This is a genomic window from Nesterenkonia sp. LB17 (assembly GCF_022565915.1).
GTDB lineage: Bacteria > Actinomycetota > Actinomycetes > Actinomycetales > Micrococcaceae > Nesterenkonia.
On sequence record NZ_JAJOYX010000006.1, the window covers coordinates 114703 to 139469 of the forward strand.

Consider the following 24767-nt stretch of genomic DNA (forward strand, 5'->3'; position numbering starts at 1 on the left):
CTGATGAGGCGAGCGTACCTGCGAACCTCAACTCGCAGAAGAGTCGAAAGTACTATGGGAAGGTGGTCCTCGCTAAGGCGCAGGTCAGACCCATTCAGCGGCAGAAACCTGCCACTTTTCATGCGTCAGTCTCGGCGTGCGCACCTTGCAGCATGCCCGCCAGAAGGGGCGAGGATCATCCGGTGAAGGTATCCGGGTGACCGCCGCGGCGGCCGTCCTCGCCCTTGTCCAGCGTTGCGATGGCGGTCATGTCCTGATCGCTGAGCTCAAAGCTGTGGATGTCCATGTTCGTCGCGATCCGCTCTGCGGAATTGCTCTTCGGGATCGCGACGACGCCGCGCTGCAGGTGCCAGCGCAGCATCACCTGGGCCGCAGTCACCCCGAGCCGCTGCGCGATCTGGGTGAGCACCGGATCACCGAACTGATCCGTGCGGGCCAACGGGCTCCAGGCCTGCACCACGATTCCGCGCTCCTGGCAGAAGCGGCGGGCGTCGTCGTTGGGGAAGTAGGGGTGCATCTCGATCTGGTTCACCGCCGGGGCCACACCGGAGGCTTCGATGAGGCGCTCCAGCTGGGCGGGCTGGAAGTTCGAGACGCCGACGGCGCGGGCTCGGCCGTCCTCGGCGAGCTCTAACATGGCCTTCCATGTGTCCACATAGTCGATGTCCAGCATCGGCATCGGCCAGTGCATGAGGAACAGGTCCACATAGTCGAAGCCCAGCGTCACCAGCGACTCCGTGAACGTCTCCCGGACGGCGGTGGGCGCGTGATTCCCGTTGTTCAGCTTCGTGGTGAGAAAGACCGCGGCTCGGTCGACCCCGGAGCGCCTGACCGCCTCGCCGACCTCCGCCTCATTGCCATACATCTGCGCCGTGTCCAACAGCCGGTAGCCGGCATGCAGGGCGGACATCATCGCTTCGGTGGTGGCCTTGCCGGTGCCGAAGCCGATCTCTGGCATCTGAGTTCCTGAGTTGAGCTCGATCATGCGGCGATCCTACGCTCTCAGCACGCTGCGGAGGTGGCGCTGGCCTGCACCGAGCCGGGTGAGATGAAGCCCAGAACCGCGGCGAAGCCGGTGAGCACTGCCAGCTGCCCGGGGTCGGATTCCGACTCTGGGACACCCGGCGCAGTGCGTGAACGACTTCTCCTGGAGAGTTCACGGTGCCCCGCTCAGCCGAGGCCGTCCCGGAGCGGCTGGTGGCATCGCTGAGGTCGGTCGTGGCCTCGCCCGCGCCCTCGAACTGGAGCTGAGCGTGACCGGCAGGGATCTGCAGCGGCGCGGAATAGAAACCGCTCACCGGGGGGTTGCCATGACCATGCGTGCAATGAGCTATTCCAAATACGGCGACCCCCAGACCCTCGAACTGACCGAACTCCCGCTGCCCAAGGTGGCGCCCGGAGCCGTCCTGATCAAGATCGAACGCGCCTCGGTGAACCCGGTGGACTGGAAGCTCATGTCCGGCGGGCTGGATCAGCTCATCGACGTCGTCTTCCCGGTGATCCCCGGCTGGGACGTCTCCGGGGTCATCGAGACCACCGGCCCCGACGTGCCGGAGTTCACCGCCGGTGACCGCGTCGCCGCCTACGCCCGCAAGGACTTCACCCACGGGGGGACCTACGCCGAGTACGTCTCGGTGCCTGCCGCCTCCGTGGCACGGGTCCCCGACGGGGTGGACTTCGACTCCGCCGCCGGACTGCCGCTCGCCGGCCTCACCGCGCTGCGCTCGCTGGAGACCCTCGAGATCACCGCCGAGGACACGCTGCTGATCCATGCCGCCTCCGGCGGGGTGGGCCACCTGGCCGCTCAGCTTGCAGTCGAGCGCGGGGCCACCGTGCTGGGCACCGCGTCGGAGCACAACCACGCGAAGCTGCGCGAACTCGGCGTGACACCGCTGACCTATGGCGAAGGCCTGGCCGACCGGGTCCGCGAAGCCGCGCCCCAGGGCGTCACCGCTGTGGCCGACTTCGTCGGGGAGGTCCTTGACGACACGCTGGCAGTGCTGGCCGACGGTGGCCGGCACATCTCCGTGGCCGACCCCTCCGTCGAGGAGCACGGCGGCCACTGGATCTGGGTCCGCCCTGATGGAGACCGGCTGCGCTCGCTGCTGGAGAAGGTCGCCGCAGACAACCTGCGCGTGGCCGTGGATCGCGTCTTCCCGCTGGCAGAATCCGCCGCGGCCATGGAGGCCAACCAGTCGGGATCCAACGGCAAGATCCTCATCGATACCACCCGTTGAAGCGCCGACGGTCGGCACCGCGCCTCACGCGTCGTGCCGACCACCAGCCAGCGGGTCTAGCCTGACCACGCGAGGTCTCATCCCAGGGGGAGAGGGCCAACCGGTTCTTCTGTGAGACCAGCTCTGGTCGAAAACCACAGAGAAGAGTTGCGATGAATGACATCCATATTCCAGGCGCGCCACAGGCCGAACCTCCCACGGAGGGCCAGCCGGTCGAGCCGCGCGAGCCGCTTCCGCCCAAGCAGGACCAGCGCGCGGCAGCACCGGTCAGCCCCACGGGCGCCGAAGTGCCGGGCAGTGACACGGGACGCGTGCAGCAGGGCAGGTACCTGACCACCGCGCAGGGAGCCCGCGTCCGCGACACCGACCACTCATTGAAGGCCGGCAGCCGGGGACCGACTCTGTTGCAGGACCACCACCTGCGCGAGAAGATCATGCACTTCGATCACGAGCGGATCCCGGAGCGCGTGGTCCACGCCCGCGGCGCCGCCGCGCACGGCGTCTTCGAGTCCTACGGCACCGCCGGTCACCTGACCTCAGCGAAGTTTCTGACGGAGAAGGCCACGACCGAAGTGTTCACCCGCTTCTCCACCGTGCTGGGCAGCCGAGGCTCCGCTGACACGGTGCGTGACACCCGTGGCTTCTCCACGAAGTTCTACACCGACGAGGGCAACTATGACCTCGTGGGCAACAACATTCCGGTGTTCTTCATCCAGGACGGGATCAAGTTCCCGGACATCATCCACGCCGGCAAGCCCCACCCGGACCGGGAGATCCCACAGGCGCAGAGCGCGCACGACACCTTCTGGGACTTCGTCTCGCTGCACACCGAGGCGCAGCACCACACCATCTGGAACATGTCCGACCGCGGCATTCCGCGCTCGCTGCGCATGATGGAAGGCTTCGGCGTCCACACCTTCCGGCTGATCAACGCCGCGGGCGAATCTTCGCTGGTGAAGTTCCACTGGAAGCCCAAGCTGGGCGTGCACTCCATCACCTGGGAGGAAGCGCTGATGACCAACGGTGTGGACCCGGACTTCCACCGCCGGGACCTCGCCGACGCCATCGAGGCCGGCGCCTTCCCGGAATGGGAGCTCGGCGTGCAGGTCTTCCCCGACACCGAGGATCAGATGTTCGAAGGCATCGACCTGTTGGACCCCACCAAGTTCATCCCCGAGGAGCTCGCCGAGGTGCAGATGCTCGGCAAGATGACCCTGAACAAGAACCCGCAGAACTACTTCGCGGAGACCGAACAGGTGGCCTTCCACCCGGGACACCTGGTCCCCGGCATCGAGGTCACCAATGACCCGCTGCTGCAGGCCCGGCTGTTCTCCTACCTGGACACCCAGATCACCCGCCTGGGCGGCCCGAACTTCGCGCAGATTCCGATCAACCGGCCCCGCGCGGCGGTCAATGACATGCTCCGCGACGGCTTCCACCAGAGCGCCGACCACGCCGGAGTGGCCCCATACCACCCGAACTCCTTCGACGGCGGCAACCCATACCCGGTCAAGGACATCTCGGCCGAGTCCGGCGTGCCCAGCGCGCTGATCGACTTCCCGGAACCCGTGGCGGCCAGCGTGAAGGTGCGGGAGAACCCGCAGAGCTTCGATGACCACTACACCCAGGTCACGATGTTCTACCGCAGCCTCACCCGCACCGAGCAGCTGCACGTGATCCAGGCGTACACCTTCGAGCTGGCCAAGTGCTACGAGCCTAGGATCAAGGAGCGCCAGCTGCAGCAGCTGACCCACATCGATGCGGACCTCGCCGCCGGAGTGGCCGAGGGCCTCGGCCTTCCGGTGCCCGAGCCGCTCCAGACTCCGGTCGAGCCAGAGGTGCTCAGCCCCACGCTGTCCCAGATCGGCGGCACCTGGCCGATCGAAGGTCGGCTGGTCGGCGTGGTGGTCGATGAGTCCAGCGACATCGACGCGATCCAGAAGATCCGCAGGGCCATCGATGCCCAGGACATGGTCCCGCTGGTGGTCGCCCCCACCGGTGCGCCGCTGTCCGACGGCACCCCGGCCCAGCGGACCTACCTCACCGCACGGTCCATCGAGTTCGATGCGATCGTCTTCCTCACCGCGACCGCCGCCGGCGCCGCCGGCGCCGCCGGGGCCAGCCCGGACACCGACCACAAGCTCGGTGACCCCACCGGTGACCCGCAGGTCGATCCGCGGCTGACGCTGATGGCCGCCGAGGCCTATCGCCACGGCAAGGCAGTGGTGTTCCCCGCGGGCACCCCGTTGCTGGCCGCCAGCGGCGTCTCCCCCACGGCGCCCGGCGTCCTGGTGGGCACACCCGAGAAGCTCACGGGCGAGCTCTTCACGCTCATGGGCGCCCACCGCGCCTGGGAGCGCTTCGCCTGATCCCAGCGGGACCAGCTGGTCCCAGCTGGTCGTCCTCAGCGACGGCTGCGCTGCATCAGCCTTTCGGCCCCTCCGTGAGACGTCACCGACCTCTCGCGAAGGGGCCGATCTGTTGTGCCCACCACTGGTGGAACTCCGCGATGTGGTGCTCGCTGGGGACCAGCGCCCCGCCGTCGTCGTAGGCCTTCGAGGACATCGACGGCTGGGTCTGCTCGCAGGCCTCGAAGTCCTGGAGGTTGACCCGGTGGAAGAGCTCCACCGACCGGGAGACGTCCAGCTGCTTCTCCACGACCTCGGGCAGGAACAGCCAGTCGCATTCCACGATGGTCTTCGCCGCTGACACCGGGTACATCCGGTGGAAGATCACGTGATCGGGCACGGTGTTGATGAACACCTGCGGGCGCACGGTGATCGCATAGTACTTGCGGTCCTGCGCTTCTGCGATGGCCGGCAGCGCCGCGACGCCGGCGGAGCCGTCCACGGTGAAGCCCTCGACCTGCGCGCCGAAGGAGGCGCCGTGGATCTCGTCCTGCGCCTGGGAGGCCCAGCCCTGCGCGAACTCCGGGATGACCTCGGTGAGCTCGGGGTGGATGGTGGCGCAGTGGTAGCACTCCATGAAGTTCTCGATGATCAGCTTCCAGTTCGCCGCGACCTCGTAGCGCCGGGTCTGCCCGACCCGAAGCTTCTCGATGCCGTAGTTCTCCAAGCTCTGGACCTCTCCGAAGCGCGTGGAGACCTCCGTCATCACGGTCTCCTCGAACGACGGCGGGGCTGAGCTCCCCGCCGCAGGGCTCACACAGAGCCAGATGTAGCCCAGCCATTCGCGCACGTGGACGGTCTTGAGCCCATGTTCTCCGCGATCGACATCGGGCATCGAGGTCAGGTTCGGGGCGGCGACGAGTTCGCCCTCCAGGGCATAGGTCCAGGCGTGATAGCCGCACTGCAGGGTCTTGGACCTGCCCTCCGCGGTGGTGCAGACCCGCATGCCGCGGTGTCGGCAGACGTTCAGATACGCCTTGATCCCGGCCTTGCGGGTGCGCACCACGATGATCTCCTCCCGGCCCACCGTGACCGTGCGCCACTGTCCGGGGCTTGCCAGGCTGTCTGCGCGGAGCACGGCGTTCCACATCTTCTCGAAGATCTCGGCCTGCTCACGAATGAAGATCTCCGGGTCGGTATAGGCGACCCCGGCGGGGGTCGGTTTCAACGAGGTGCCGGTCAGCGGGGTGTCGAGCTGGTCGATGATCATCGGTTCGTCCTTCGTGAGGGGCTCAGCAGGTCGGGGGTCCACCAGGTCAGGAGGGCCCAGCGGATTCAAGAAGATGCGGGAAGGCTCAGGCAGCCAGGACGGCCGGGCGGATGCGGCGGGACTTGCGCCAGCGCACCACCTCGCGCAGCCGGTTCATGCCCAGGATCCCGATCTCGGTGCCTCCGCGCAGGTAGCTCACCAGCAGGTCGTTTCCTTCGATGCTTCCAGCCAGCACCTGGACCTCGTCGGCGAGCGCGAGCATGCCGGCGGCCTGGATGGTCACGTGATGCTGGTCTGACCAGAGGTAGGGCTCCTGCATGGGGGAGGGGGACCCGCCGAGCAGCGCGGCGGCCAGCGCCTGAGCCTGATCCACGGTCTCCTGCCAGTGCCCCACTGGACGCAGCCCGGTGCGCTGGGCCGACCACAGTGCGCAGTCTCCTGCGGTCCAGACCCCCGGGATCCCGGTGAATCCGGTGTCGTCGGCGAGCACCGCCTGAGTGCCGGGATCCAGGGCGAGGGCGCTGCGACTCAGCCACTCGGTGGCTGGACTCGCGCCGATCGCGCTGATCACGACGTCGGCCGGGATCCCTCGGCCGTCACTGAGCGTGACCACCTGATCCGCCTGCGGATCACCGGGTGCCCGAGTCACGCCCAGCGCGCGGGCAGCGCCGGTGAAGCGCACGCCGTGCTGCTCATGCAGACTGTGCAGCGCGCGCGCCACCGGCCGACCCAGTCGGCGCAGCCCGGGCAGATCCTCACCGGCGATGACCGTCACGCTGCCGGCCCCGCGGGTGGTGCACGTCGCGGCGGTCTCCAGCGCCAGGAAGCCTCCTCCGATCACCGCAACCCGGGCGCCGGCCAGTGGAGCTGCGCGCAGTGCGGCGGCGTCCTCCACGCTGCGGATCGCATGACCGCCCAGGCGCCGCGCCTCGGCGCCGGTGGCGATCACCACCGCGTCGCCGAGGTAGAAGGTGCCCGAGGCGGTCTGCACCCCCAGCGGCTCCGTGGAGAGCGCGGTCACCGCATCGGATCTGACCCAGCGCGCATCCAGCGGATCGGAGGGGTCATCGAGGTAGAGATCGCACAGATCCGTGGTTCCGCACAGAAAGGCCTTGCTCAGTGCCGGGCGGTCATAGGCCGGATGGGCCTCCGCGCCGAGGATCGTGATCGGACCGGCGTGACCCTGGGCGCGCACCTGGCGCGCCGTGTGATAGCCGGCGAGGCCGGCGCCGATGATGAGCAGGTGACCTTCTTCAGCGAGACTCATGCGACCTCCACCCCCGGAGGCAGCTTCGGCGCCGCCGTGGAGAGCTCCACCAGGACCTCCCCGTCACGGACGGTGACCTGATGGGCCCGCACTCCACGCTTGGCGGGCGGCTGGTCCACCTCTCCGGTGGTCAGCGAGAAGGTGCTCTCATGCAGCGGGCACTCCACGCGGCAGTCCTCCACCCAGCCCGCCGCCAGCGAGGCGTCCTGATGGGTGCAGGTGTCATCCAGGGCGTGGACGGTGCCCTCCTCGGTGAGGAACACGGCGATCGGTGGACTCACGCTGGTGACTCGCAGGCCTTCGCCGGGAACCAGGTCATCGATGGAACAGGCTCGGAAACTCAATTGCCTTCACCGCCACTCAAGGATACTGTTGCATATAGTGCAACAACGTTCGTGATGCACAACAAAAGTATGCAAGGTCGCCCCGAGGGTGCGTCAAGGGTTTGGCCGAAATTGAAGACGAATTCATCGGAGCGAAACGAAGTCCGAACAACACGACATCAGGCCGACAGGAGTCAGGGGTGCTCACATGAGTGAAGTTCAGTCCGTGGATCGCGCGGCGCAGATCCTGCAGCTGCTCAGTGTCGAGTCCCCGCTCAGCGTCAGTGAGATCTCCCGGCGCCTGCAGGTTCACCGGTCCACCGCCTCCCGGCTGATGGCGACGCTGGAGTCCCATGACCTGGTCGAGCAGGAGGGTCAGCGCGGAGCGTACCGGCTCGGGTTCGGGCTGCTCCGCCTGGCCAGCGCGGTGAGCGCCCGGGTGGACCTCTCCCGCGATGCCCAGGTGTGCTGCGACGCCGCTGCGGCTTCGCTGAACGAGACGGTCAACGTTGCGATCCTCGACGCCGGGTATGCGGTGACCATCACGCAGACGGTGGGGCAGCGGATGGTTGGCGTGGCCCGGCAGTACGTGGGTCAGCGCGCTCCGCTGCATGCCACCTCCACCGGCAAGGTGCTGCTGGCGCATTCCCCGGCCAGCGAGCAGGACCGGGTCCTCGGCGGAGCGTTGGAGGCATTCACCGCCTCCACCATCACTGCGACCGAGGTGCTGGCCGCCGAGCTGACCGCGGTGCGCCAGCGGGGCTGGGCCTCTGCGGTGGCTGAGTGGGAAGAGGGCATCAACGCCTTGGCGGTGCCGGTCCGCGGACCGCAGGGTGGAGTGGTGGCGGCGTTCTCCACCACGGCACCGGCGTTCAGGCTGCCGGAGTCTGCCTTCGTCGAGCATGTGGCGATGCTGCGCGATGCCGCCGGGGAGCTCGAGCATCGACTGGGCTTCCTTCCTCATCCGAACCACCCCTGACGGCACGGCTCCGTTGCGGGGGACGCGTCCCCGGCGGATCAATTCTGACCGACCCCTTGTCCGGGCCTCGAGGTATCCCTAGGCTGGTGCGTAATACACCATAGTGTTGCGAACTAAGCAACAGTAGGTGGCGGCTGAGGGAGCAGGGACATGGCGCAGCACTCCGGGGGTCCGCGCGTGGTGATCGTGGGCCTCGGCGTCGTCGGCGCGGCGGTGGCTGATGAACTGGTGCTGCGCGGCTGGACCGACGTCACCGTGGTGGAGCAGGGGCCCCTGTTCGAGACCGGCGGCTCGAGTTCACATGCTCCTGGCTTCGTCTTCCAGACCTCCCCGAACCGCGCGATGACGCAGCTGGCTCAGCGCACGCTGAGGAAGCTCGACGGCTTGAGCGTGAACGGGGAGTGGGTCTCCAAGCGGGTGGGCGGCATCGAGCTCGCCACCACCGAGGAGCGGCTGCGCGAGCTGCGCCGCCGACAGGGCTTCGCGCAGTCCTGGGGCGTGCCGGCCCAGCTGATCCCACCGGAGCAGATCGCCGCGCTCTGGCCCGGGCTGGACACCACCGGACTGCTCGGCGGGCTGCACACCCCGACCGACGCCGTGGTGAAGGGTGTGCGCGCGGTGGAGTTCCAGGCCCGGCGAGCCGAGACCGGGGGAGCCACGCTGCTGCCCTGGACCCGGGTCTCTGCGGTGAACACCTCAGGCTCACAGGTGACCGGAGTCCAGATCTGTCCCGTCGATGTCGAGGGATCCGGCGTCGACACGAGCGAGACCCTGCCCGCCGACGTCGTCCTGCTCTGCGCCGGACTCTGGGGACCGGGGATGGCGCGCGATCAGCTGGGGCTGGAGCTGCCGATGCTGCCTGTGGAGCACGGATTCGGGTTCAGCCTGCCCGTCTCCACCGGGGTCGACGCGGCCACCGAGGTCGTGAAGCCGATGCTGCGGCATCAGGACTGCGCGATGTACCTGCGCGAGTGGGGGGATCGGATCGCCGTGGGCGCCTATGAGCATCGACCGCTGCCGGTGGCCCCGGATCAGATCGCCGCCGCGGAGGACTTCGCCCGCACCGGGATCCACCCGGCCGTGCACCCCTTCACCGCCGAGGACTTCACCCCCACCTGGGCCGAGGCGCAGCGCCTGCTGCCCCAGCTGGCCAGGGGCGGGGAGGGTGCGGCGGGACTGGACGCCGCGCGCAGCTTCAACGGGATCTTCTCCTTCACCCCCGACGGCGGTCCCCTGCTGGGGCCCGTGCCGGGCACCGCCGGGCTGTGGATGGCCCAATCGGTCTGGGTCACCCAGTCGGCCGGCGTCGGTGAGGTGATGGCGGACTGGATGACCACCGGAGACCCCGGCATCGACACCCACGGTCTGGACCTGGGTCGCTTCGACCCCGCGGTGGTCTCCTCCCGCTGGGCCCAGGAGCAGGGCGAGGAGTCCTACGACGAGGTCTACGACATCATCCACCCCAAGGCCACCACCCTGCGGATGCGCGGGCTGCGCACCTCGGCCTTCCACCCGCGGCAGCAGGAGCTCGGCGCGGTCTTCGAATCCGCCGCCGGCTGGGAGCGGCCGCTGTGGTTCGAGTCCAACCAGGGACTGGGCGAGGCGCGGCTCGGCGACCAGCCGCTCCCGGATCGAGACGCCTGGTCGGGCAGGCACTGGAGCCCGATCGCGGCCCGCGAGGCCCGGCACCTGCGCGAACACGTGGGGCTGGTGGACATGTCCTCGCTGTCGCGACTGCAGCTGCACAGCACAGGCCACAGCACCACCGACGGCGCTCAACCCTGCACCGCCGTCGATGCCGACGCTGATCCAGAAGGGCACGGCGCCACCGCCTTCCTGCTGGACCTGCACGCCCGCGGGCTGCTCAGCCGGCGCCCGAGCAGGACCGTGGGCGGCATCGTCTATGCGTTGCTGCTCGATGAGCGAGGACGTGTGCTCTCCGACATCACCCTGGCCCGGACCGGGCCGCAGAGCTATCACCTGGGCATCAACGGCCCCCTGGACACCGCCTGGCTCCGCGCCCGGATCGCGGAGCATCAGCCGGCCGCAGGGGAGACCCTGCAGCTCACCGATGCCGGCACCGGCGCCTGCGGCCTGGGCCTGTGGGGACCACAGGCGCGCACCGTGCTGCAGAAGCTCGTCGCGGAGGACCTCTCCGATGAGCACTTCAAGTTCTACCGTGCCCGGCAGCTGCGGGTGGCAGGGGTTCCGGTGCTCGCCCTGCGGCTGAGCTACGTCGGGGAGCTCGGCTGGGAGCTCTACGCCCCGGCGGAGTTCGGCAGGTTCCTCTGGGACGCGCTGATGGACGCCGGCCAGGCGCAGCAGATCCGCCCCGTGGGGCGGCGCGCGTTCGAGAGCCTGCGGCTGGAGAAGGGCTTCCGACTCTGGGGAACCGACATGACCCGGGAGCACACCCCCGTCGAGGCCGGGGTGGACTTCGCCGTCACCGGGGAGGCGGCGAAGAAGCTCGCCGCGCTCGGGGCTGATGTGCCGCGGCGCCGTCTGCAGTGTCTGGTGCTGGAAGACCCGGCGCAGGTGCTCCTCGGGCACGAACCGGTCTTCGCCCCCGGCGGGACCGACCCGCTGGGCTATGTCACCAGCGCGGATCAGGGTTATACGGTGGGAGAGTCCATCGCCTACGCCTGGCTGGAGGGTGCGGCCCAGGGTGCGGCACGCAGCATCGGAGATCCGGTGGAGATCGCCTGTTTCGGGGAACGGCTGCCGGCCGTCGTCGCCGCGGAGCCGCGCTTCGATCCGGGCAGCACCAGGATGAGGGGATGAGCATGCAGGGTTCAGCCGACTATGACGTGATCGTGATCGGACTGGGATCCATGGGCGGTGCCGCGGCGAACGCGCTCGCCGAACGGGGCGCCCGGGTGCTGGGACTGGAGACCTACCAGCCGGGGCACGACCAGGGGTCCGCCCACGGCGGGACTCGGATCATCCGACAGTCCTATTTCGAGGACTCCGCCTATGTGCCGCTGCTCTTCAGCTCCTATGCCGGATTCCGCAAGCTGGAAGAGGAGTCTGGACGCGACCTGATGCAGCTCTGCGGGGGCATCTACATCGGGCACCCGGAATCCAAGACCTTCGCCGGCTCGCATGCGGCAGCCCTGGAACACGGGCTCGACCATGAGGTGCTCACCGCCGCCCAGATCCGCGAACGCTTCCCGACCATGGACCCCCACGACGAGGCCATGGGCCTCTATGAGGCCAACGCCGGCTATGTGCGACCAGAAGAGACGGTCCGCGCCAACGCCGAGGTCGCCGCACGCAAGGGCGCCGAGCTGCACTTCGAAGAACCGGTCCGCTGGTGGTCCGCCGACGGAGAGGGCGTCACCGTGCGCACCAGCGCGGGCAGCTACCGGGCCGCGCGGCTGGTGATCACCCCCGGCGCCTGGGCGCCAGAGCTGCTCGCCGGGATGCGGCTTCCGCTGAGCGTGGAGCGGATGGTCTTCCACTGGTTCGCCCCCGACTTCGACGCCGTCCCCTACCCCGCCTGGAGCGAGGAACAGCATCCGGTCTACGTGGAGCAGACGTGTGAGAACCTGCAGATCTACGGGTTCCCGATGACCGACGGACCCGACGGGGGCTTCAAGCTCGGCTTCTTCCGTGAAGGCATCCCCACCACTGCGAACACCATCGATCGCAGCATCTACCCGGCCGAGAACGTGCGCATGCAGGCCCGCGCGCGGGAGCTGTTCCCACACCTGAGCGGGGATGTGGTCCAGGCCAAGACCTGTCTGTACACGGTGACCCCGGACGAGCACTTCGTCATCGGCCTGCATCCTGAGCATCCCCAGGTCTCGGTGGCCTGCGGCTTCTCCGGCCACGGCTTCAAATTCGTGCCGGTGGTCGGAGAGATCCTGGCCGATCTGGCGCTGGACGGGCACACCGCGCACCCCATCGGGCTCTTCGACCCGCAGCGCAGTAGTCTGCAGGGATGAGGACCATCGAACTGCCCGCCGCCGGACGCTCCACCTCCCAGCTGGTGCTGGGACTGATGCGGATCGCGGACAAGACCGACCAACAGGTCCGGGAGCTCTATGACCGTGCCCGAGCGGCCGGGGTGGACTTCCTTGATCATGCCGACATCTATGGGGAGACCCCGCACCAGTGCGAACGCCGTTTCGCCGAGGCGGTCAAGCTCACCAGCGCCGAACGCGACGAGGTGCTGATCCAGTCCAAGGTCGGCATCGTCAAGGACGGCCCCTTCTACGACTTCTCCTATGAGCACATCATCACCGAGGTGGAGGAATCGCTGCGGTCGCTGCAGACCGATCACCTCGACCTCCTGCTCCTGCACCGGCCCGACCCCCTGGTCGAGCCCGCCGAGGTGGCCCGGGCCTTCGACGAGCTCCAGTCCGCCGGGAAGGTGCGCCACTTCGGAGTCTCCAACCACACGGTGGGACAGATCGAGCTGCTCCGCACCGCGGTGACCCAGCCGCTGGTGGTCAACCAGATTCAGCTATCCCTGGTCCACGCCCCGATCCTCACCGAGGGCGCCCAGGCCAACACCCTGGGCCAGACCGGCGCGGTCACCCCGGCCGGGGCCGACATCGTCGAGTACTGCCGCCGGCACGCGATCACGCTCCAGGCATGGTCGCCGTTTCAGTCACCCAGCGGGGTGTTCCTGGACAACCCGGACTACCCCGAGCTCAACACTGTGCTGGAGCGGCTGGCGCAGCAGCACGGGGTCACTCCGACCGGGATCGCCACAGCCTGGCTGACCCGGCACCCCGCCGACATCCAGGTGGTGCTCGGCACCACCCAGGGCAGCCGGGTGGAAGAGGCCGCCGCTGGGTCCGAGATCAGGCTTTCGCGCCGGGAGTGGTACGAGCTGCTGGTCGCGGCCGGGCACCGGCTTCCCTGAGGGCTGGAACCTCTGAGCTTCATCAGCTTCTGAGGACACCGTGTCTCTGCCCGACGCGGGGCGCAGCTCAGGCGCGGTAGCGTCCGGGGCGATGGTTCAGCGCCAGCACCAGGTTCAGCAGCACCGCGCCCAGCGCGGAGTAGAGCACATTCAGCGGGGCGACGACGGTCAGCGCCAGCAGGATGACCACCACGTCCAGGCTCATCTGCACATATCCGGCGCGCAGACCCAGCCGCTCCTGCGCCACGAGGGCCACGATGTTGAACCCGCCCAGGCTCGCCCCGTGGCGGAAGATCGCGAGCAGCCCCATGCCGATCACGATATTGCCCGCCGGCACCCCGTAGAGCGGGTTGAGCTCGGGCAGGGCCAGCATCGGTCCGTGCAGCAGCGCGTAGCCCGAGACGATCGCGACGGCGGCAACGGTCTTGAGCGTGAAGGTCCAGCCCTTCTTCCAGATGGCCAGCGCGAAGAAGGGCACATTCACCAGCAGGAAGAGCCAGGAGAAGTTCAACGGGGTCGCGTAGGTCAGCAGCAGCGCAAGCCCTGCGGTGCCCCCGGTGACCGCCTCGGACTGCTGGAGCACATAGAGGCCCAGGGACGCGAGGAAGGTGCCGATCAGCACGCCGAAGACGTCTTCGGCGGGTGAATGCGGGATGGTTCTCTCCTCTGGCCAAGGAGGAACGTTCTGGGATCCGGACATGAGCGTCAGCCTATAGCGGGTCAACCCCGGTTCAGCGCGGAACAACGGGCTAAGTGAGCACCGTCACGGCGGCCGGGTGGTTGCGTATGGCATTCATCTGTAGGCGCCGCGCAGCATCGGCGGCGTAAGCTGGAGCTCCAAGACTTCAACGGCGAATCGAGGACACCCCCATGGATCCTGTGACACCTGCGCATGCGGCCCAGTACGGCGAGAACGGCGCAGAGGATCTCTCTTATGATCCCGAGTTCTGCGGACGTGTGGTCTGCGCGCGCGACGTCATCCGCGCGCTGCCCATGGTGGTCTTCGAGTTCCTCGCGGACCCCGCGCTGCAGGTCGAGTTCGACGGCAATGACAACCTCGCGAAGGCCGAGGCCGGCCAGCGGGTGCGCGGCGTCGGCGATGTCTTCCGCATGGAGCTCACCAACGGCAAGGTGCGGGAGAACCACGTGGTGGAGTTCCTCGAGGGGCAGCTCATCGCCTGGAAGCCCTCCACCCTGGGTGAGGCGCCAGCCGGTCATCTCTGGCGCTGGTCGCTGGCGGCCACCGAGGACGGTGGCACCGAGGTCACCCACACCTATGACTGGTCCCAGCTGCATGACGAGCAGCGGCTTGCCCGTGCCAGGTCCACGAGCTCCGCGACTCTGGCCCGATCTGTTGCGCGCCTGAAGACCGTGGTGGAGACCTCCGCCTAAGCTTGGGCTCCATGGAGAGCCAGACCGTCACGCAGTTCACCGAGACCGCCACGCAGTTCAGCAAGACCGTGGTCGCCGCCGCCCTGATGCGTCAGCGGCCCGGTCACGACGTCGAGCTCTTCATCGCCCGCAGAACCGCCCCGGAGCCCGTGGCGGGCATGTGGGAGTTTCCCGGCGGCAAGCTCGAGCCCGGTGAGACGCTGCACCAGGGGCTGCACCGCGAGCTGAGCGAGGAGCTCGGCGTCGCCGTGGCTCTGCATGCGGAAGTCATCGGCAATGGGCACGGCGCCTACTTCGCCGAGGCCGGCTGGTGGCTGAAGGATACGACGGCGATGCGGCTCTTCCGCGGGGAGGTCCTCGCCGGTGAGCCGTTCCCACTTCAAGACCATGACCGTGTGGACTGGGTCCCGGTCACCGCGCGGCTGCTGGACTACCCGTGGATTCCGGCGGACCGACCGATCGTGGAACAGATCATCAGGGACCGAGACTCCTGAGCAAAACGTATGACGGGCGTCTGAGCAGGACCTTCGCCGCATCTCGCGTGGGGAGATGCGCGCAGAGGCAGTGAGGAGGGCCCCTGCGCGCATCGCGCTTCCCATCGCGCAAGGCCATTAGAACACCTATTCTACAGCCCGGCAAGCGTCCAGGTTGAAACGTCGAAGTTCTGTTCTATCGACGCTTTCTGTGAGAAATCTGTCAGAACGCAGGTTCGATGCGAACGCGCTGTCCCGAGTTCCGGCCGGCACCCCGACCGGTGTCTCGGGCGCCGTTCCAGACGGTGTTCCAACCGGATCTCCAGCCGGTCCCTGAGCCGGTCCTTCAGGCGGAGCCTCGACCCTCGCGCCGGTCCCTGACCCGCCGGGCCCGCTCCAGCCGGGGGAGCACGCGCAGGGCCAGGATGATCGCCCCGGGCAGGGTGGAGGCCAGCGCCAGCAGGCCATAGCTGATCGAAGCCGTCACGCCGAGGTGCGGGGCGAATCCGGCGAGCGAGAATGCCCATGCGGCCGCGGCTTCACGGGGTCCCCAGCCGCCGAATCCCAGCGGGACCGACATTCCGGCGATCGCGACTGCCGCCAGTCCGGGGGCCCAGGCCAGCGGAATCGTGGGGGTCACCACGAGAATCGTCAGCGCGAACAGTGCGGCGAAGGCCGCCCATCCGGTGGCGGAGAGCAGCACCACCTGAATGAGGTCACCACGAGAGAGCGGCTTCAGCCAGCGCCAGGCCACGACGACGGCGGCGGTCGCGACGCCCAACGAGGCGAGCCCCGCGAGCGGCGCCAGCACCAGGAGGGTCAGTCCAGCAGCGATGAACGCCACCGCGGTGCCCATCAGCCGCTCAGCGGCCATGGCCGCGAACGCCCGGCGCAGCGCGCTGCCGCCAGCCTCGACCTCGGCGTCGCTGCTGTCGTCGGCCGCCCGCAGCGCGTCCCCTGCCAGCCCCCCGGGGAGCACCCCGTTGAGGAAGGCCGCCTGCCAGCAGCGTGCGATCGCGGGGCCGACGCCGATGCTGATCCGGTGGTGGCGGGCGATCACGCGCCAGCGCAGGGCCTGGGTGAGCACACCGATCCCGCCGAGCAGCGCTGCGGCGGGGAAGATCCACACCGGGAGCAGCCTGAACGCGTCCACGAACGGGGTCATGCCCCACTGGGCGGCGAGGAAGCCGAAGATGCCCAGCGTGATCGCGACCTGCAGCCCGGCGAAGAGGAAGGTGTGTCCCCTGCGGACGGTCTGGCTGCGCTGGTCGAGGCTCATCGCGTCACCGGGTGGAGGTGCCTGGCAGACTCAACAGGTCGAGATGTCCCACGCTGACCCGCAGCTCGCCCTGCGACAGCTGCGACTCGCGCGCCGAGAGCCAGTCCTGAGCGACGCCTGCCAGCGACGGGTCATGTTCCACAGCCACAGCGGCGCGATCGCGGAGATACCGCTGGATCAGCGCCGCCTCCGTGGAGTCCAGCGCCCAGTCGGTCGCGATCAGTGTGACCTCTGCGCCGCGATCGCGCAGCAGCTGCGCCACGGTGTGGGCGGCGTCGGGCCCCAGCAGGCCGTCTCGGCGCTGGTGGGCGTCGAAGGCGTCGGTGATGACCGCGTCGCTGGGGTGGCCGGGCTGGATCTCCACGTTCCCGGTCACGGTGAGGCTCAGCAGCGCCGAGACGTGAGCCCCGGCCGCGGGGCCGGCGATCGCGTCGGCGAGCACCTCGGCCTCGCTGGGGCTGAGCAGGTCCAGCAGTGCCGAGCAGGTCACCAGCTGGACCTGCTCGCCACGGGTCAGGCGCGGGAGGTCCTCGATGGTGCCCAGCACCCGGGTGGTCTCACCGGGCCCGGCGGCGGAGGGGTCCTCCGCGGCGACCTCGAGGAGATCCGCGTCATGGTCGAGCAGCGTCCAGTGCTGCGCGACGGACAGTCGTGGGGCCAGCCAGGCCTGGTTGGACCCGGTGCCGGCCCCGACGTCGATGACGTGCACGGAGGAGGGTGGCGGCACGGGTGCCGGGGCGGGCACGGAGCCGGCGTCGTCGGTATCTGAACCGGCGGTGTCCGAGCCGGTCGCAGCTGAGCCGGTGGGGACGGGCAGCAGCTCGTCCAGCCGTGCGATCAGCGTCTCGATCAGCGGGGCGGCCTTCTCGCGGGCCTGGTGATCGGCGCGGCGGCGCTGACCCAGCCAATCGGCGGGCACCGGCCGCGTCACCATTCGATCGCCGTTCTGAGATCCTGCGCTGCGTGTGACCATGTCCGAAGTCTAGCCCGGTGCGCCTGCGCGGCGCGGCGCCATTGCTGGCGCAGATGCGCATCGCTGGACCAGGCGCGCAGCAGGTCTGACCAGGCGCTGGGGTCGTATGGATCCAGCGCGGCCCCGGGGGTCGGGAGCTCGGACCGAGGCCCTGTCGGGTCACCGCACAGGGCGTCCTGCGCACCGGTCCCGGCTCCCACCAGTGCGGGGATCCCGCGGGCGAGCGCCTCGGTGACCACCATCCCGTAGGTCTCGGCCAGGGAGGGAAGCACCAGGAGGTCCGTCTCACCCCACAGGGTCTCCAGCTGCTGCCCGGACACGGGGCCGATCACTGCGGCACGTCCGTCGGGCAGCGCGTCGGCGGCGGCGCGGACCCGCCCCGCATAGCCGGGATCCTGACCTTCCGGCCCGGCGATCACCACGCTCCAGGGCAGTGCGGTGAGCACTCCGAGGGCCTGCAGCAGGCCCAGCGGGTTCTTCCGCGGGGTCACCGCTCCGAGGAAGAGCAGCCGCGCCGGCAGGCTGCCCGCCGCCAGCGCAGCAGGGTCGACCCCGGGCTCCGCCACCGAGACCTGTCCCAGTCCGTAACGAGACTGCAGGTCATCGTGCGCCCACCCGCTGGTGCACACGACGACGTGCGCGGCGCTCACCGCTGCGGCCTCGCCGGCGGCAAGCCGCTGCTGCTCGCCGGGGGTCAGCCCCGACTCGGCCGGCAGCGGCAGATGCACCAGCATCGCGACCCGCGTGCCCGCAGCGGCGGCGACGCGGAGCTCCTCCGGGGCGGCGGAGGCGATGATCCCGTCGATCAGCACCCGCCGGTGCTGCCGCAGGCGCTGCGCCAGGATTCGACGGTCCGCGGGGGCGGGTCGGGGCCAGGCTCCGGGGACTGGGACCTCTTCGACGTCGAGGCCCATAGTCCGCCATTGTGCGAGCACCCGCTGGTTATAGGCCAGCCCGCCGCTGGGTCCGGGAAGGTCGGCGGGCACGATGAACGCGTATCGCGCCATCAGCGCGTCTTCCCGGTGCGGGCGGAGCGTTCCAGGCCGATGGCGTCCCGGGCGAAGGAGAGGACCAGCAGGGTCAGCGCGATCGCGGTCACGGCCGCGGCGAGGGGGACAGGGGTGATCGGCAGCAGCGCGACCCACAGCACCGAGGCCTGGATCGCGGCCACGGTCCGGCGGAACAGGCTGTAGCGCAGCTCCCCGCGCAGCGCCGGGCGGATTCGGGCAGCGGCTGCGAAGAGGTAGCGCATCGCGCCGATCGCCACCGCCCACCAGCCCACGGTGGCCGCCGCGATGAGCGACACCACCAGGAGCGCGGCCGCATCGGCCTCCATGTCCAACCGCGCACCCGAGGCGCTGGAGCTGCGCGTGTGCCGGGCCACCCAGCCATCGACGGCGTCGAGCAGCAGTGCGACACCGATGACCACCGCCAGGACCCAGCTGCGGGCGGGGATCGCCTCGGCGAATATCAGCACCGCGGCGGCGGTGAGCACCCCGATCAGTCCCACGCGGAGCAGGGTCACCCGGTCAGCGGTGGTCACCGCGCGGGGCCGGCGCCGCAGCAATGAGACGGCCGCGACGGCCGGGGCGATGAGCGCGACGGCCATGATCACCACGGCGGTCCCCGCATTCGGAGCGAGAGTCAGGGCCAGCACCAGCGCGACGGCACCGGGGGCGAGGATCAGGACGACGGCGTCCCACGCCACCCGGCCGCGACCGGTGCCTCGCGCAGATGCGCCCGCATCAGGTCCTCCGGCGGCTGAGGACCCAGCTCCAGGCGTCCGGCCCCCGTGTCGATCGGGGCCGCGCCCTGTCTTCTCCATGTCAGATAACCTAGCCGGGATTCGGACCACCGGCAGGGACTCTGCGCTCAATGCCCAGGTCCGCTGTTCAACGCCCGGTCCTGTATCCGGTCCACCGCGAGCCGGAGCGCTCCACGCCGGACCGCGTCGGCCCCGAGCGTCGAAGCTTCGATCTGCAGCCACGGCGCATAGAGGTACTGGGCGAGCTTCTGCTTCGCGAGCGCGGCCACGTCGGTCAGCGCCGGAGCGATGGCTCCGGAGACCAGGATCCGATCCAGATCGAGCAGGCCGGAGAGCACCACGCAGATCCGCGCCAGCCGGTCCGCGAGCTGGTCGATGATCTCCCGCGCGAGCGGATCTCCCTGCGCCGCCGCAGCGAAGACATGCTCCGAGGTCACCGCCTCGGCAGTCACCTCACCCAGCGGACCGGCAAGCTCTGGGGTCTTCTGCAGGGCCTCTCGGGCGAGGTGGCGGGCCCACCAGCCCAGCCCGTTCGCGGACTCGACGCCGTGCACCAGATCGAGCATGCCGAGCTCGCCGATGCCGCCGCGCGGCTGGTGCAGCAGACGCCCCTCCATCACGATCCCGGCGCCGAGGCGCTCCCCGGAGAGGATCACGGCGAAGGAGTCGTGCAGGGAGCTGGACTGCAGGTCCAGCTCCGCCAGGGCGGCGAGATTGGCGTCATTGTCCACCGCGCAGTCCCAGCCGTGCTCGGCCCCCAGGGAGATCAGCTCGGGGTTCATCAGGCTCCAGAAGGGATTCAGCCCCTTGGGGGAGTGCCCTGACGAGTCCACCGGCGCGGGCACTGCGATGACCAGGCACGCGACGTCGGCGTGGGCGAGCCCGGCCTGCGCCAGGGCCGCGTCGACCGTGTCCAGGATCGTGCGTCGTCGCTCCTGGGCCGGCTGCGGCGGGGCGTCGGATCCCTGTGGATTCGACTCTCGGGTGGCGCAGCCGACCTCGACGCCGCGCAGGTTCGCCACCGCCGCGGTGACCTGGTGCAGGCCGGCGTCGACGCCGATCACATGGCAGGCATCTTCACGGAAGGCGTACCGCAGGGCCGGGCGGCCCTTGGTGTACTGACCGGCCTGGCGGGAGTTCTCGGACACCTCCAGCCAGCCCTGCTCGGTGAGCTCTCGGCACAGCGTCAGGATCGTGGCCCGGGTGAGTCCGGTCGCGTGCATCAGCTCCGTGGCGGTGCTGGGCTCGCGGCCCCACATGCAGCTCAGCACGCGCTGCGCATTGAGCTGGCGGATCAGCTGGGAAGAACCAGCCGGCGCAGGAGGACGCGTCTGACTCATGGGTGGCCTGCTTCCGAACTGTCTTGTCGAGGAGGAATCCTCCGCACATTATTGCATCGCTTATATTAAGTCTTTATATTAAAGCGGGATTGGAGTTGCCAGGGTTCGACAGCACATGGCTGCGCGCTCTCCGGGCTCACCCAGGGCGCCGTCCAACGATCTCCTCGCAACCTGGATCCAGGTTGCGAGACCCACCCGAAACAACGAGAGGACGAGAACCCCTTGTCATTCGCCTCCACCGCAGAATCGCCGACAGCAGCCGCCGGACTCGGCAGCGACCCCCAGTGGTGGCGCCAGGCCGCGGTCTACCAGATCTACCCGCGCTCCTTCGCCGATGCCGACGGCAACGGCATCGGAGACCTGCGCGGCATCACCTCGCGGGTGGGGTATCTGCAGGACCTCGGGATCGACGCCGTCTGGCTCAGTCCCTTCTACCCCTCGGCGCTGGCCGACGGCGGCTACGACGTGGACGACTACCGTGACGTCGACCCCAAGATCGGCACGCTGGAAGACTTCGACACCATGATCGACGCGCTGCACCGCGCGGGGATCCGACTGATCGTGGACATCGTGCCCAACCACACCTCGGACCGCCACGAATGGTTCCTCGAGGCGCTGAAGTCGCCGAAGGGATCGGCCGCCCGGGAGCGCTACATCTTCCGCGACGGCACCGGCGCAGCGGGAGAGCAGCCGCCGTCGGACTGGACCTCGATCTTCGGCGGGCCCGCCTGGACCAGGATCACCGAACCCGATGGCTCCCCAGGTCAGTGGTTCCTGCACAGCTTCGCGAAGGAACAGCCGGACCTGAACTGGCACAACCGCGAGGTCCACGAGGACTTCCTGCAGACTCTGCGCTTCTGGTCCGACCGCGGCGTGGACGGATTCCGGGTCGACGTCGCACACGGATTGTCCAAGGACCTGCCGGCGAACCTGCCCAGCCAGGCCGAGCTGGACGCCACGCCGAAGGACGGTGCCCACCCCATCTGGGACCGGGACGAGGTCCACGAGATCTACCGCGAATGGCGCGGAGTCTTCAACGAGTACGACCCGCCGAAGATCGGCGTGGCAGAGGCCTGGGTGGATTCGGCCCGCCGGCCGAAGTACGCCTCCGCCGAGGGGCTGGGCCAGGCATTCAACTTCGACCTGCTCGAGGCCAGCTTCGACGCTGCGCAGTTCCGCGAGACGGTGACCTTCAACCTGGAGCTGGCGGCCAAGTCCGGGTCCTCCAGCACCTGGGTGCTCTCGAACCACGACGTGGTGCGCCACGCAACCCGCTACGGACTCCCGCCCAAGGCGCCGCAGGAGGACAAGGCCGGCACTCACTGGCTGCTCACCGCCGGCACCTCTCCGGAGCTGGAAGCCGAGGCCGGGCTGCGCCGGGCCCGGGCCGCCTCGCTGTTCGAGCTTGCGCTGCCCGGCAGCGCCTACCTCTACCAGGGGGAGGAGCTGGGGCTGCACGAGGTCGCCGAGATCCCTGACACCGACCGACAGGACCCGACGTTCTTCCGCAGCCCCGGGTTCAGCGTCGGCCGCGATGGCTGCCGGGTCCCAATGCCCTGGTCCAGTGCAGGGGGGAGCTTAGGGTTCGGTGAGGGCGATGCCCATCTGCCCCAGCCAGGGTGGTTCGCCCGCTACAGCGTGCAGGCGCAGGACACGGTCGAGGACTCGACCCTGAACCTCTACCGGCGTGCGCTGCAGCTGCGCCGCGAGCTGCAGGGCGAGGACGCGCTGGAGTGGATTGAGCTGCCCGGTTCTGAGGTGCTGGCCTTCCGGCGCCCCGGGGGATGGCTCTGTGTGACCAACTTCGGCGTCGAGGCGGTCCCGCTGCCCGACGGGGAGGTGCTGGTGAGCTCGCAGCCGCTCGCTGTGGACGTGCTGCCGGGGGAGACCACGGTCTGGCTGCGTGAGCACTGACCTCTCCGGGCATCCCTCGATCGCTGCGCGACAGACGCGTGGGCCCTGAGTCTGCGTTCTGTGCGGCGGTTCCGCTGCGCAGCCCCGATGCGAGGGCCGCCGCCCTTCACCGGTAGCGTGAAAGTCATGGACGCCACCGCCCCGACCTCCCAGACCCGGCGCCCGGGCCTCATGCTCGGTGCCATGCTGCTCGCCGTGACACTCCCGGCCTGTGGCTCGAGTGCCGGGGCGCCGGAAGATGCCTCCTCCGAGCAGTCTGATGTCGCTCCCGAGGGGGATGACGCCGGAGATGCCGCCGAGGCAGCTGACGCGGATGCGGAAGGCGGGGCGGATGAAGACTCGACCGGCGCTGCAGACCCAGCGGACGGGGAAGACTCAGCCGACCAGGAAGACTCAGCACCCGACGCACAGGCCGACGCACAGGCCGAGGCCGAGCCGGCCGAGCTCCCCGGTGGGGGCGACACGCTCTTCCCCGACCGGCGCTTCCTCGCCGCCTATGGTGCCCCCGGGATCCCCGCGCTCGGGGTCCTGGGTGAGGGCGAGCCGGAGGACGCCGCCGAGCGGGTGAAGTTCTACGCCGAGCAGTACCAGGAGCACTCCGAGGAGCCGGTCCAGCCGGCCTTCGAGATCATCACCTCCATCGCCACCAACGAGCCCGGGCTGGACGGCAACTACAGCAACGCCCTGGATCCCGAGGTCATCGAGCCCTGGGTGGACCTGGCCGCCGAGGAGGACATCTATGTGGTCCTCGACCTGCAGCCCGGCCACGCCAGCTTCCTGGACCAGGCCCAGAGATATGAGGAGTTCCTGGCCCAGCCCCACGTGGGCCTCGCCCTGGACCCCGAATGGCGGCTCAGCGAGGGACAGCGGCACATGGAGCAGATCGGTTCGGTCAGCGCCGAGGAGATCAACGAGGTCGCCGACTGGCTGGCCGGACTGACCGCGGAGCATGAGCTTCCGCAGAAGCTGCTGGTGCTGCACCAGTTCAATCACGCCATGATCTCCAGCCGCGAGGAGATCGACACCTCCCACGAAGAGCTGGCCATCCTGCTCCACGCCGACGGCCACGGCACCCCTCAGATGAAGACCGAGACCTACGAGACCCTGCAGCAGGGTCTCAGCGAAGACATCTGGCTCGGCTGGAAGAACTTCTACGACGAGGACTCACCGACCTTCACCTCGGAGCAGACCTTTGACGTCGACCCCAAACCGTGGTTCGTCTCCTACCAGTGACCCGCATAAACTGACCGGGATTGTTTCCACCCACCTGACCCGGGAGCAGAATGTCCACGCCCGAAACACCGCATCCGCTGGATGAATCCGCCATCGACCATGCTGTGCAGCAGGCCGTCGACGCCTTCGCCGCAGCCCGCGACCTCGACGAGCTCAAGGCCGCTCGGCTCGCGCACACCGGAGACAAGGCACCCCTGGTGCTGGCCAACCGGGCGATCGGATCGCTGGAGAAGACCGAGAAGGCGGCCGCGGGCAAGCTGCTCGGCGGCGCTCGCGGGACGATGCAGAAGGCCCTCGCCGCGCGCACCGAGGTGCTCGAGGTCGAGCACGCGGAGCGGATCCTGGTGGAGGAGACCGTCGACGTCACCGCAGCTCACCGTCGTCGTCCCCTGGGTGCCCGGCACCCGCTCTCGGTGCTGCAGGAGCGGGTCTCGGACGTCTTCATCGCCATGGGCTGGGAGATCGCAGAGGGCCCCGAGGTGGAATCCGAGTGGTTCAACTTCGATGCGCTGAACATCGCGCCGGACCACCCATCCAGAGAGATGCAGGACACCTTCTTCGTGGAGCCCCCCGAGGCCCACCTGGTGCTGCGCACCCACACCTCCCCGGTGCAGATCCGGTCGCTGCTGAGCCGCGAGCTGCCGGTCTACGTGCTCTGCCCCGGCAAGACCTTCCGCACCGACGAGCTCGATGCCACCCACACCCCGGTGTTCCACCAGTTCGAGGGCCTCGCCGTGGACAAGGGCCTCACCATGGCCGATCTCAAAGGCACCCTGGAACACTTCGCCCGGCAGATGTTCGGCCCCGACGCCGCCATCCGGCTGCGCCCGAGCTACTTCCCCTTCACCGAACCCTCCGCGGAGCTCGACGTCTGGCACGCGCAGGCCAAGGGCGGCCCGCGCTGGGTCGAATGGGGCGGCTGCGGCATGATGAACCCCGCCGTGCTGCGCGCCGCCGGGGTGGACCCGGAGGAGTACACCGGCTTCGCCTTCGGCATGGGCATCGAGCGCACCCTGATGTTCCGCAACGGCGTCCCCGACATGCGCGACATGATCGAAGGCGACATCCGCTTCAGCCAGCACTTCGGAATGGAGGTCTGAG

21 protein-coding genes are annotated in these 24767 nt (G+C 69.1%); 11 read left to right on the forward strand and 10 right to left on the reverse strand.

Annotation, left to right across the window (positions count from 1 at the left end; genetic code table 11):
• Positions 1-175 precede the first annotated feature (175 nt).
• Positions 176-985 (reverse strand): aldo/keto reductase, encoded by an 810-nt coding sequence (locus LTH96_RS12300; protein WP_241466251.1) that lies wholly within the window; start codon positions 983-985, stop codon positions 176-178.
• 340 nt (positions 986-1325) lie between these two features.
• On the opposite strand from LTH96_RS12300, the gene LTH96_RS12305 reads away from it, so the two are divergent.
• Together LTH96_RS12305 and LTH96_RS12310 are read left to right on the forward strand one after the other, a co-directional pair.
• A complete protein-coding gene (locus LTH96_RS12305; RefSeq protein WP_342357761.1) occupies positions 1326-2237 on the forward strand; it encodes an NADP-dependent oxidoreductase in 912 nt (303 codons plus the stop codon).
• A gap of 152 nt (positions 2238-2389) precedes the next feature.
• A complete protein-coding gene (locus tag LTH96_RS12310; protein ID WP_241466253.1) occupies positions 2390-4606 on the forward strand; it encodes a catalase in 2217 nt (738 codons plus the stop codon).
• A gap of 82 nt (positions 4607-4688) precedes the next feature.
• Here LTH96_RS12310 and LTH96_RS12315 read toward each other — a convergent pair whose 3' ends face one another.
• The 3 genes from LTH96_RS12315 to LTH96_RS12325 all read right to left on the reverse strand — a co-directional run bounded on the left by LTH96_RS12315 (position 4689) and on the right by LTH96_RS12325 (position 7466).
• A complete protein-coding gene (locus tag LTH96_RS12315) occupies positions 4689-5855 on the reverse strand; it encodes an aromatic ring-hydroxylating dioxygenase subunit alpha (RefSeq protein ID WP_241466255.1) in 1167 nt (388 codons plus the stop codon).
• A gap of 85 nt (positions 5856-5940) precedes the next feature.
• Complete coding sequence (locus LTH96_RS12320) at positions 5941-7122, reverse strand: NAD(P)/FAD-dependent oxidoreductase (protein WP_241466258.1); 1182 nt, start codon at positions 7120-7122, stop codon at positions 5941-5943.
• A complete protein-coding gene (locus tag LTH96_RS12325; RefSeq protein ID WP_241466260.1) occupies positions 7119-7466 on the reverse strand; it encodes a bifunctional 3-phenylpropionate/cinnamic acid dioxygenase ferredoxin subunit in 348 nt (115 codons plus the stop codon). The genes LTH96_RS12320 and LTH96_RS12325 overlap by 4 nt, the downstream gene beginning before the upstream one ends.
• Positions 7467-7653: 187 nt before the next feature.
• On the opposite strand from LTH96_RS12325, the gene LTH96_RS12330 reads away from it, so the two are divergent.
• The 4 genes from LTH96_RS12330 (at position 7654) to LTH96_RS12345 (ending at position 13297) form a co-directional block, all read left to right on the forward strand.
• A complete protein-coding gene (locus LTH96_RS12330) occupies positions 7654-8424 on the forward strand; it encodes an IclR family transcriptional regulator (protein WP_241466265.1) in 771 nt (256 codons plus the stop codon).
• A 150-nt stretch (positions 8425-8574) separates the two neighbouring features.
• Positions 8575-11205, forward strand: coding sequence for an FAD-dependent oxidoreductase (locus LTH96_RS12335; RefSeq protein ID WP_241466266.1), 2631 nt, complete (start codon positions 8575-8577; stop codon positions 11203-11205).
• Positions 11202-12371, forward strand: coding sequence for an N-methyl-L-tryptophan oxidase (gene solA / locus LTH96_RS12340; RefSeq protein ID WP_241466267.1), 1170 nt, complete (start codon positions 11202-11204; stop codon positions 12369-12371). Before LTH96_RS12335 ends, solA begins: the two co-directional genes overlap by 4 nt.
• On the forward strand, positions 12368-13297 hold the full coding sequence (locus tag LTH96_RS12345; protein WP_241466268.1) for an aldo/keto reductase family oxidoreductase: 930 nt from the start codon (positions 12368-12370) through the stop codon (positions 13295-13297). Before solA ends, LTH96_RS12345 begins: the two co-directional genes overlap by 4 nt.
• A 67-nt stretch (positions 13298-13364) precedes the next feature.
• Here the strand turns inward: LTH96_RS12345 and LTH96_RS12350 are convergent, their stop codons facing one another.
• Positions 13365-13997 carry a YitT family protein gene (locus tag LTH96_RS12350; protein WP_241466269.1) on the reverse strand — a complete coding sequence of 211 codons (633 nt, stop codon included), beginning with the start codon at positions 13995-13997 and terminating at the stop codon, positions 13365-13367.
• A 170-nt stretch (positions 13998-14167) separates the two neighbouring features.
• Here LTH96_RS12350 and LTH96_RS12355 point away from each other — a divergent pair, with 170 nt between their 5' ends.
• Together LTH96_RS12355 and LTH96_RS12360 are read left to right on the forward strand one after the other, a co-directional pair.
• Positions 14168-14689 (forward strand): polyketide cyclase, encoded by a 522-nt coding sequence (locus LTH96_RS12355; protein ID WP_370642760.1) that lies wholly within the window; start codon positions 14168-14170, stop codon positions 14687-14689.
• An 11-nt stretch (positions 14690-14700) separates the two neighbouring features.
• Positions 14701-15183 carry a (deoxy)nucleoside triphosphate pyrophosphohydrolase gene (locus tag LTH96_RS12360; protein WP_241466270.1) on the forward strand — a complete coding sequence of 161 codons (483 nt, stop codon included), beginning with the start codon at positions 14701-14703 and terminating at the stop codon, positions 15181-15183.
• Between the two features lie 325 nt (positions 15184-15508).
• Here the strand turns inward: LTH96_RS12360 and LTH96_RS12365 are convergent, their stop codons facing one another.
• From LTH96_RS12365 to LTH96_RS12385, 5 genes are read right to left on the reverse strand one after another with little or no spacing between them, the layout of a single operon-like run.
• Positions 15509-16441 carry a lysylphosphatidylglycerol synthase transmembrane domain-containing protein gene (locus LTH96_RS12365; RefSeq protein WP_241466271.1) on the reverse strand — a complete coding sequence of 311 codons (933 nt, stop codon included), beginning with the start codon at positions 16439-16441 and terminating at the stop codon, positions 15509-15511.
• Between the two features lie 4 nt (positions 16442-16445).
• Positions 16446-17414 (reverse strand): class I SAM-dependent methyltransferase, encoded by a 969-nt coding sequence (locus LTH96_RS12370; protein ID WP_241466272.1) that lies wholly within the window; start codon positions 17412-17414, stop codon positions 16446-16448.
• Positions 17369-18421: a glycosyltransferase family 4 protein gene (locus LTH96_RS12375; protein ID WP_241466273.1), complete on the reverse strand. Its 1053-nt coding sequence runs from the start codon at positions 18419-18421 to the stop codon at positions 17369-17371. The genes LTH96_RS12370 and LTH96_RS12375 overlap by 46 nt, the downstream gene beginning before the upstream one ends.
• Positions 18421-19239, reverse strand: coding sequence for a CDP-alcohol phosphatidyltransferase family protein (locus LTH96_RS12380; protein ID WP_241466274.1), 819 nt, complete (start codon positions 19237-19239; stop codon positions 18421-18423). The genes LTH96_RS12375 and LTH96_RS12380 overlap by 1 nt, the downstream gene beginning before the upstream one ends.
• A 47-nt stretch (positions 19240-19286) precedes the next feature.
• Positions 19287-20519 carry an ROK family protein gene (locus tag LTH96_RS12385; RefSeq protein ID WP_241466275.1) on the reverse strand — a complete coding sequence of 411 codons (1233 nt, stop codon included), beginning with the start codon at positions 20517-20519 and terminating at the stop codon, positions 19287-19289.
• A gap of 222 nt (positions 20520-20741) precedes the next feature.
• Between LTH96_RS12385 and LTH96_RS12390 the strand changes: the two genes are divergently transcribed.
• The 3 genes from LTH96_RS12390 to pheS all read left to right on the forward strand — a co-directional run bounded on the left by LTH96_RS12390 (position 20742) and on the right by pheS (position 24766).
• A complete protein-coding gene (locus tag LTH96_RS12390) occupies positions 20742-22433 on the forward strand; it encodes an alpha-amylase family glycosyl hydrolase (protein WP_241466276.1) in 1692 nt (563 codons plus the stop codon).
• A gap of 126 nt (positions 22434-22559) precedes the next feature.
• Complete coding sequence (locus tag LTH96_RS12395) at positions 22560-23666, forward strand: hypothetical protein (RefSeq protein ID WP_241466277.1); 1107 nt, start codon at positions 22560-22562, stop codon at positions 23664-23666.
• 50 nt (positions 23667-23716) lie between these two features.
• Entirely contained in the window at positions 23717-24766 is a 1050-nt protein-coding gene (pheS, locus tag LTH96_RS12400; protein WP_241466278.1) for a phenylalanine--tRNA ligase subunit alpha, read from the forward strand.
• Position 24767: the final 1 nt, after the last annotated feature.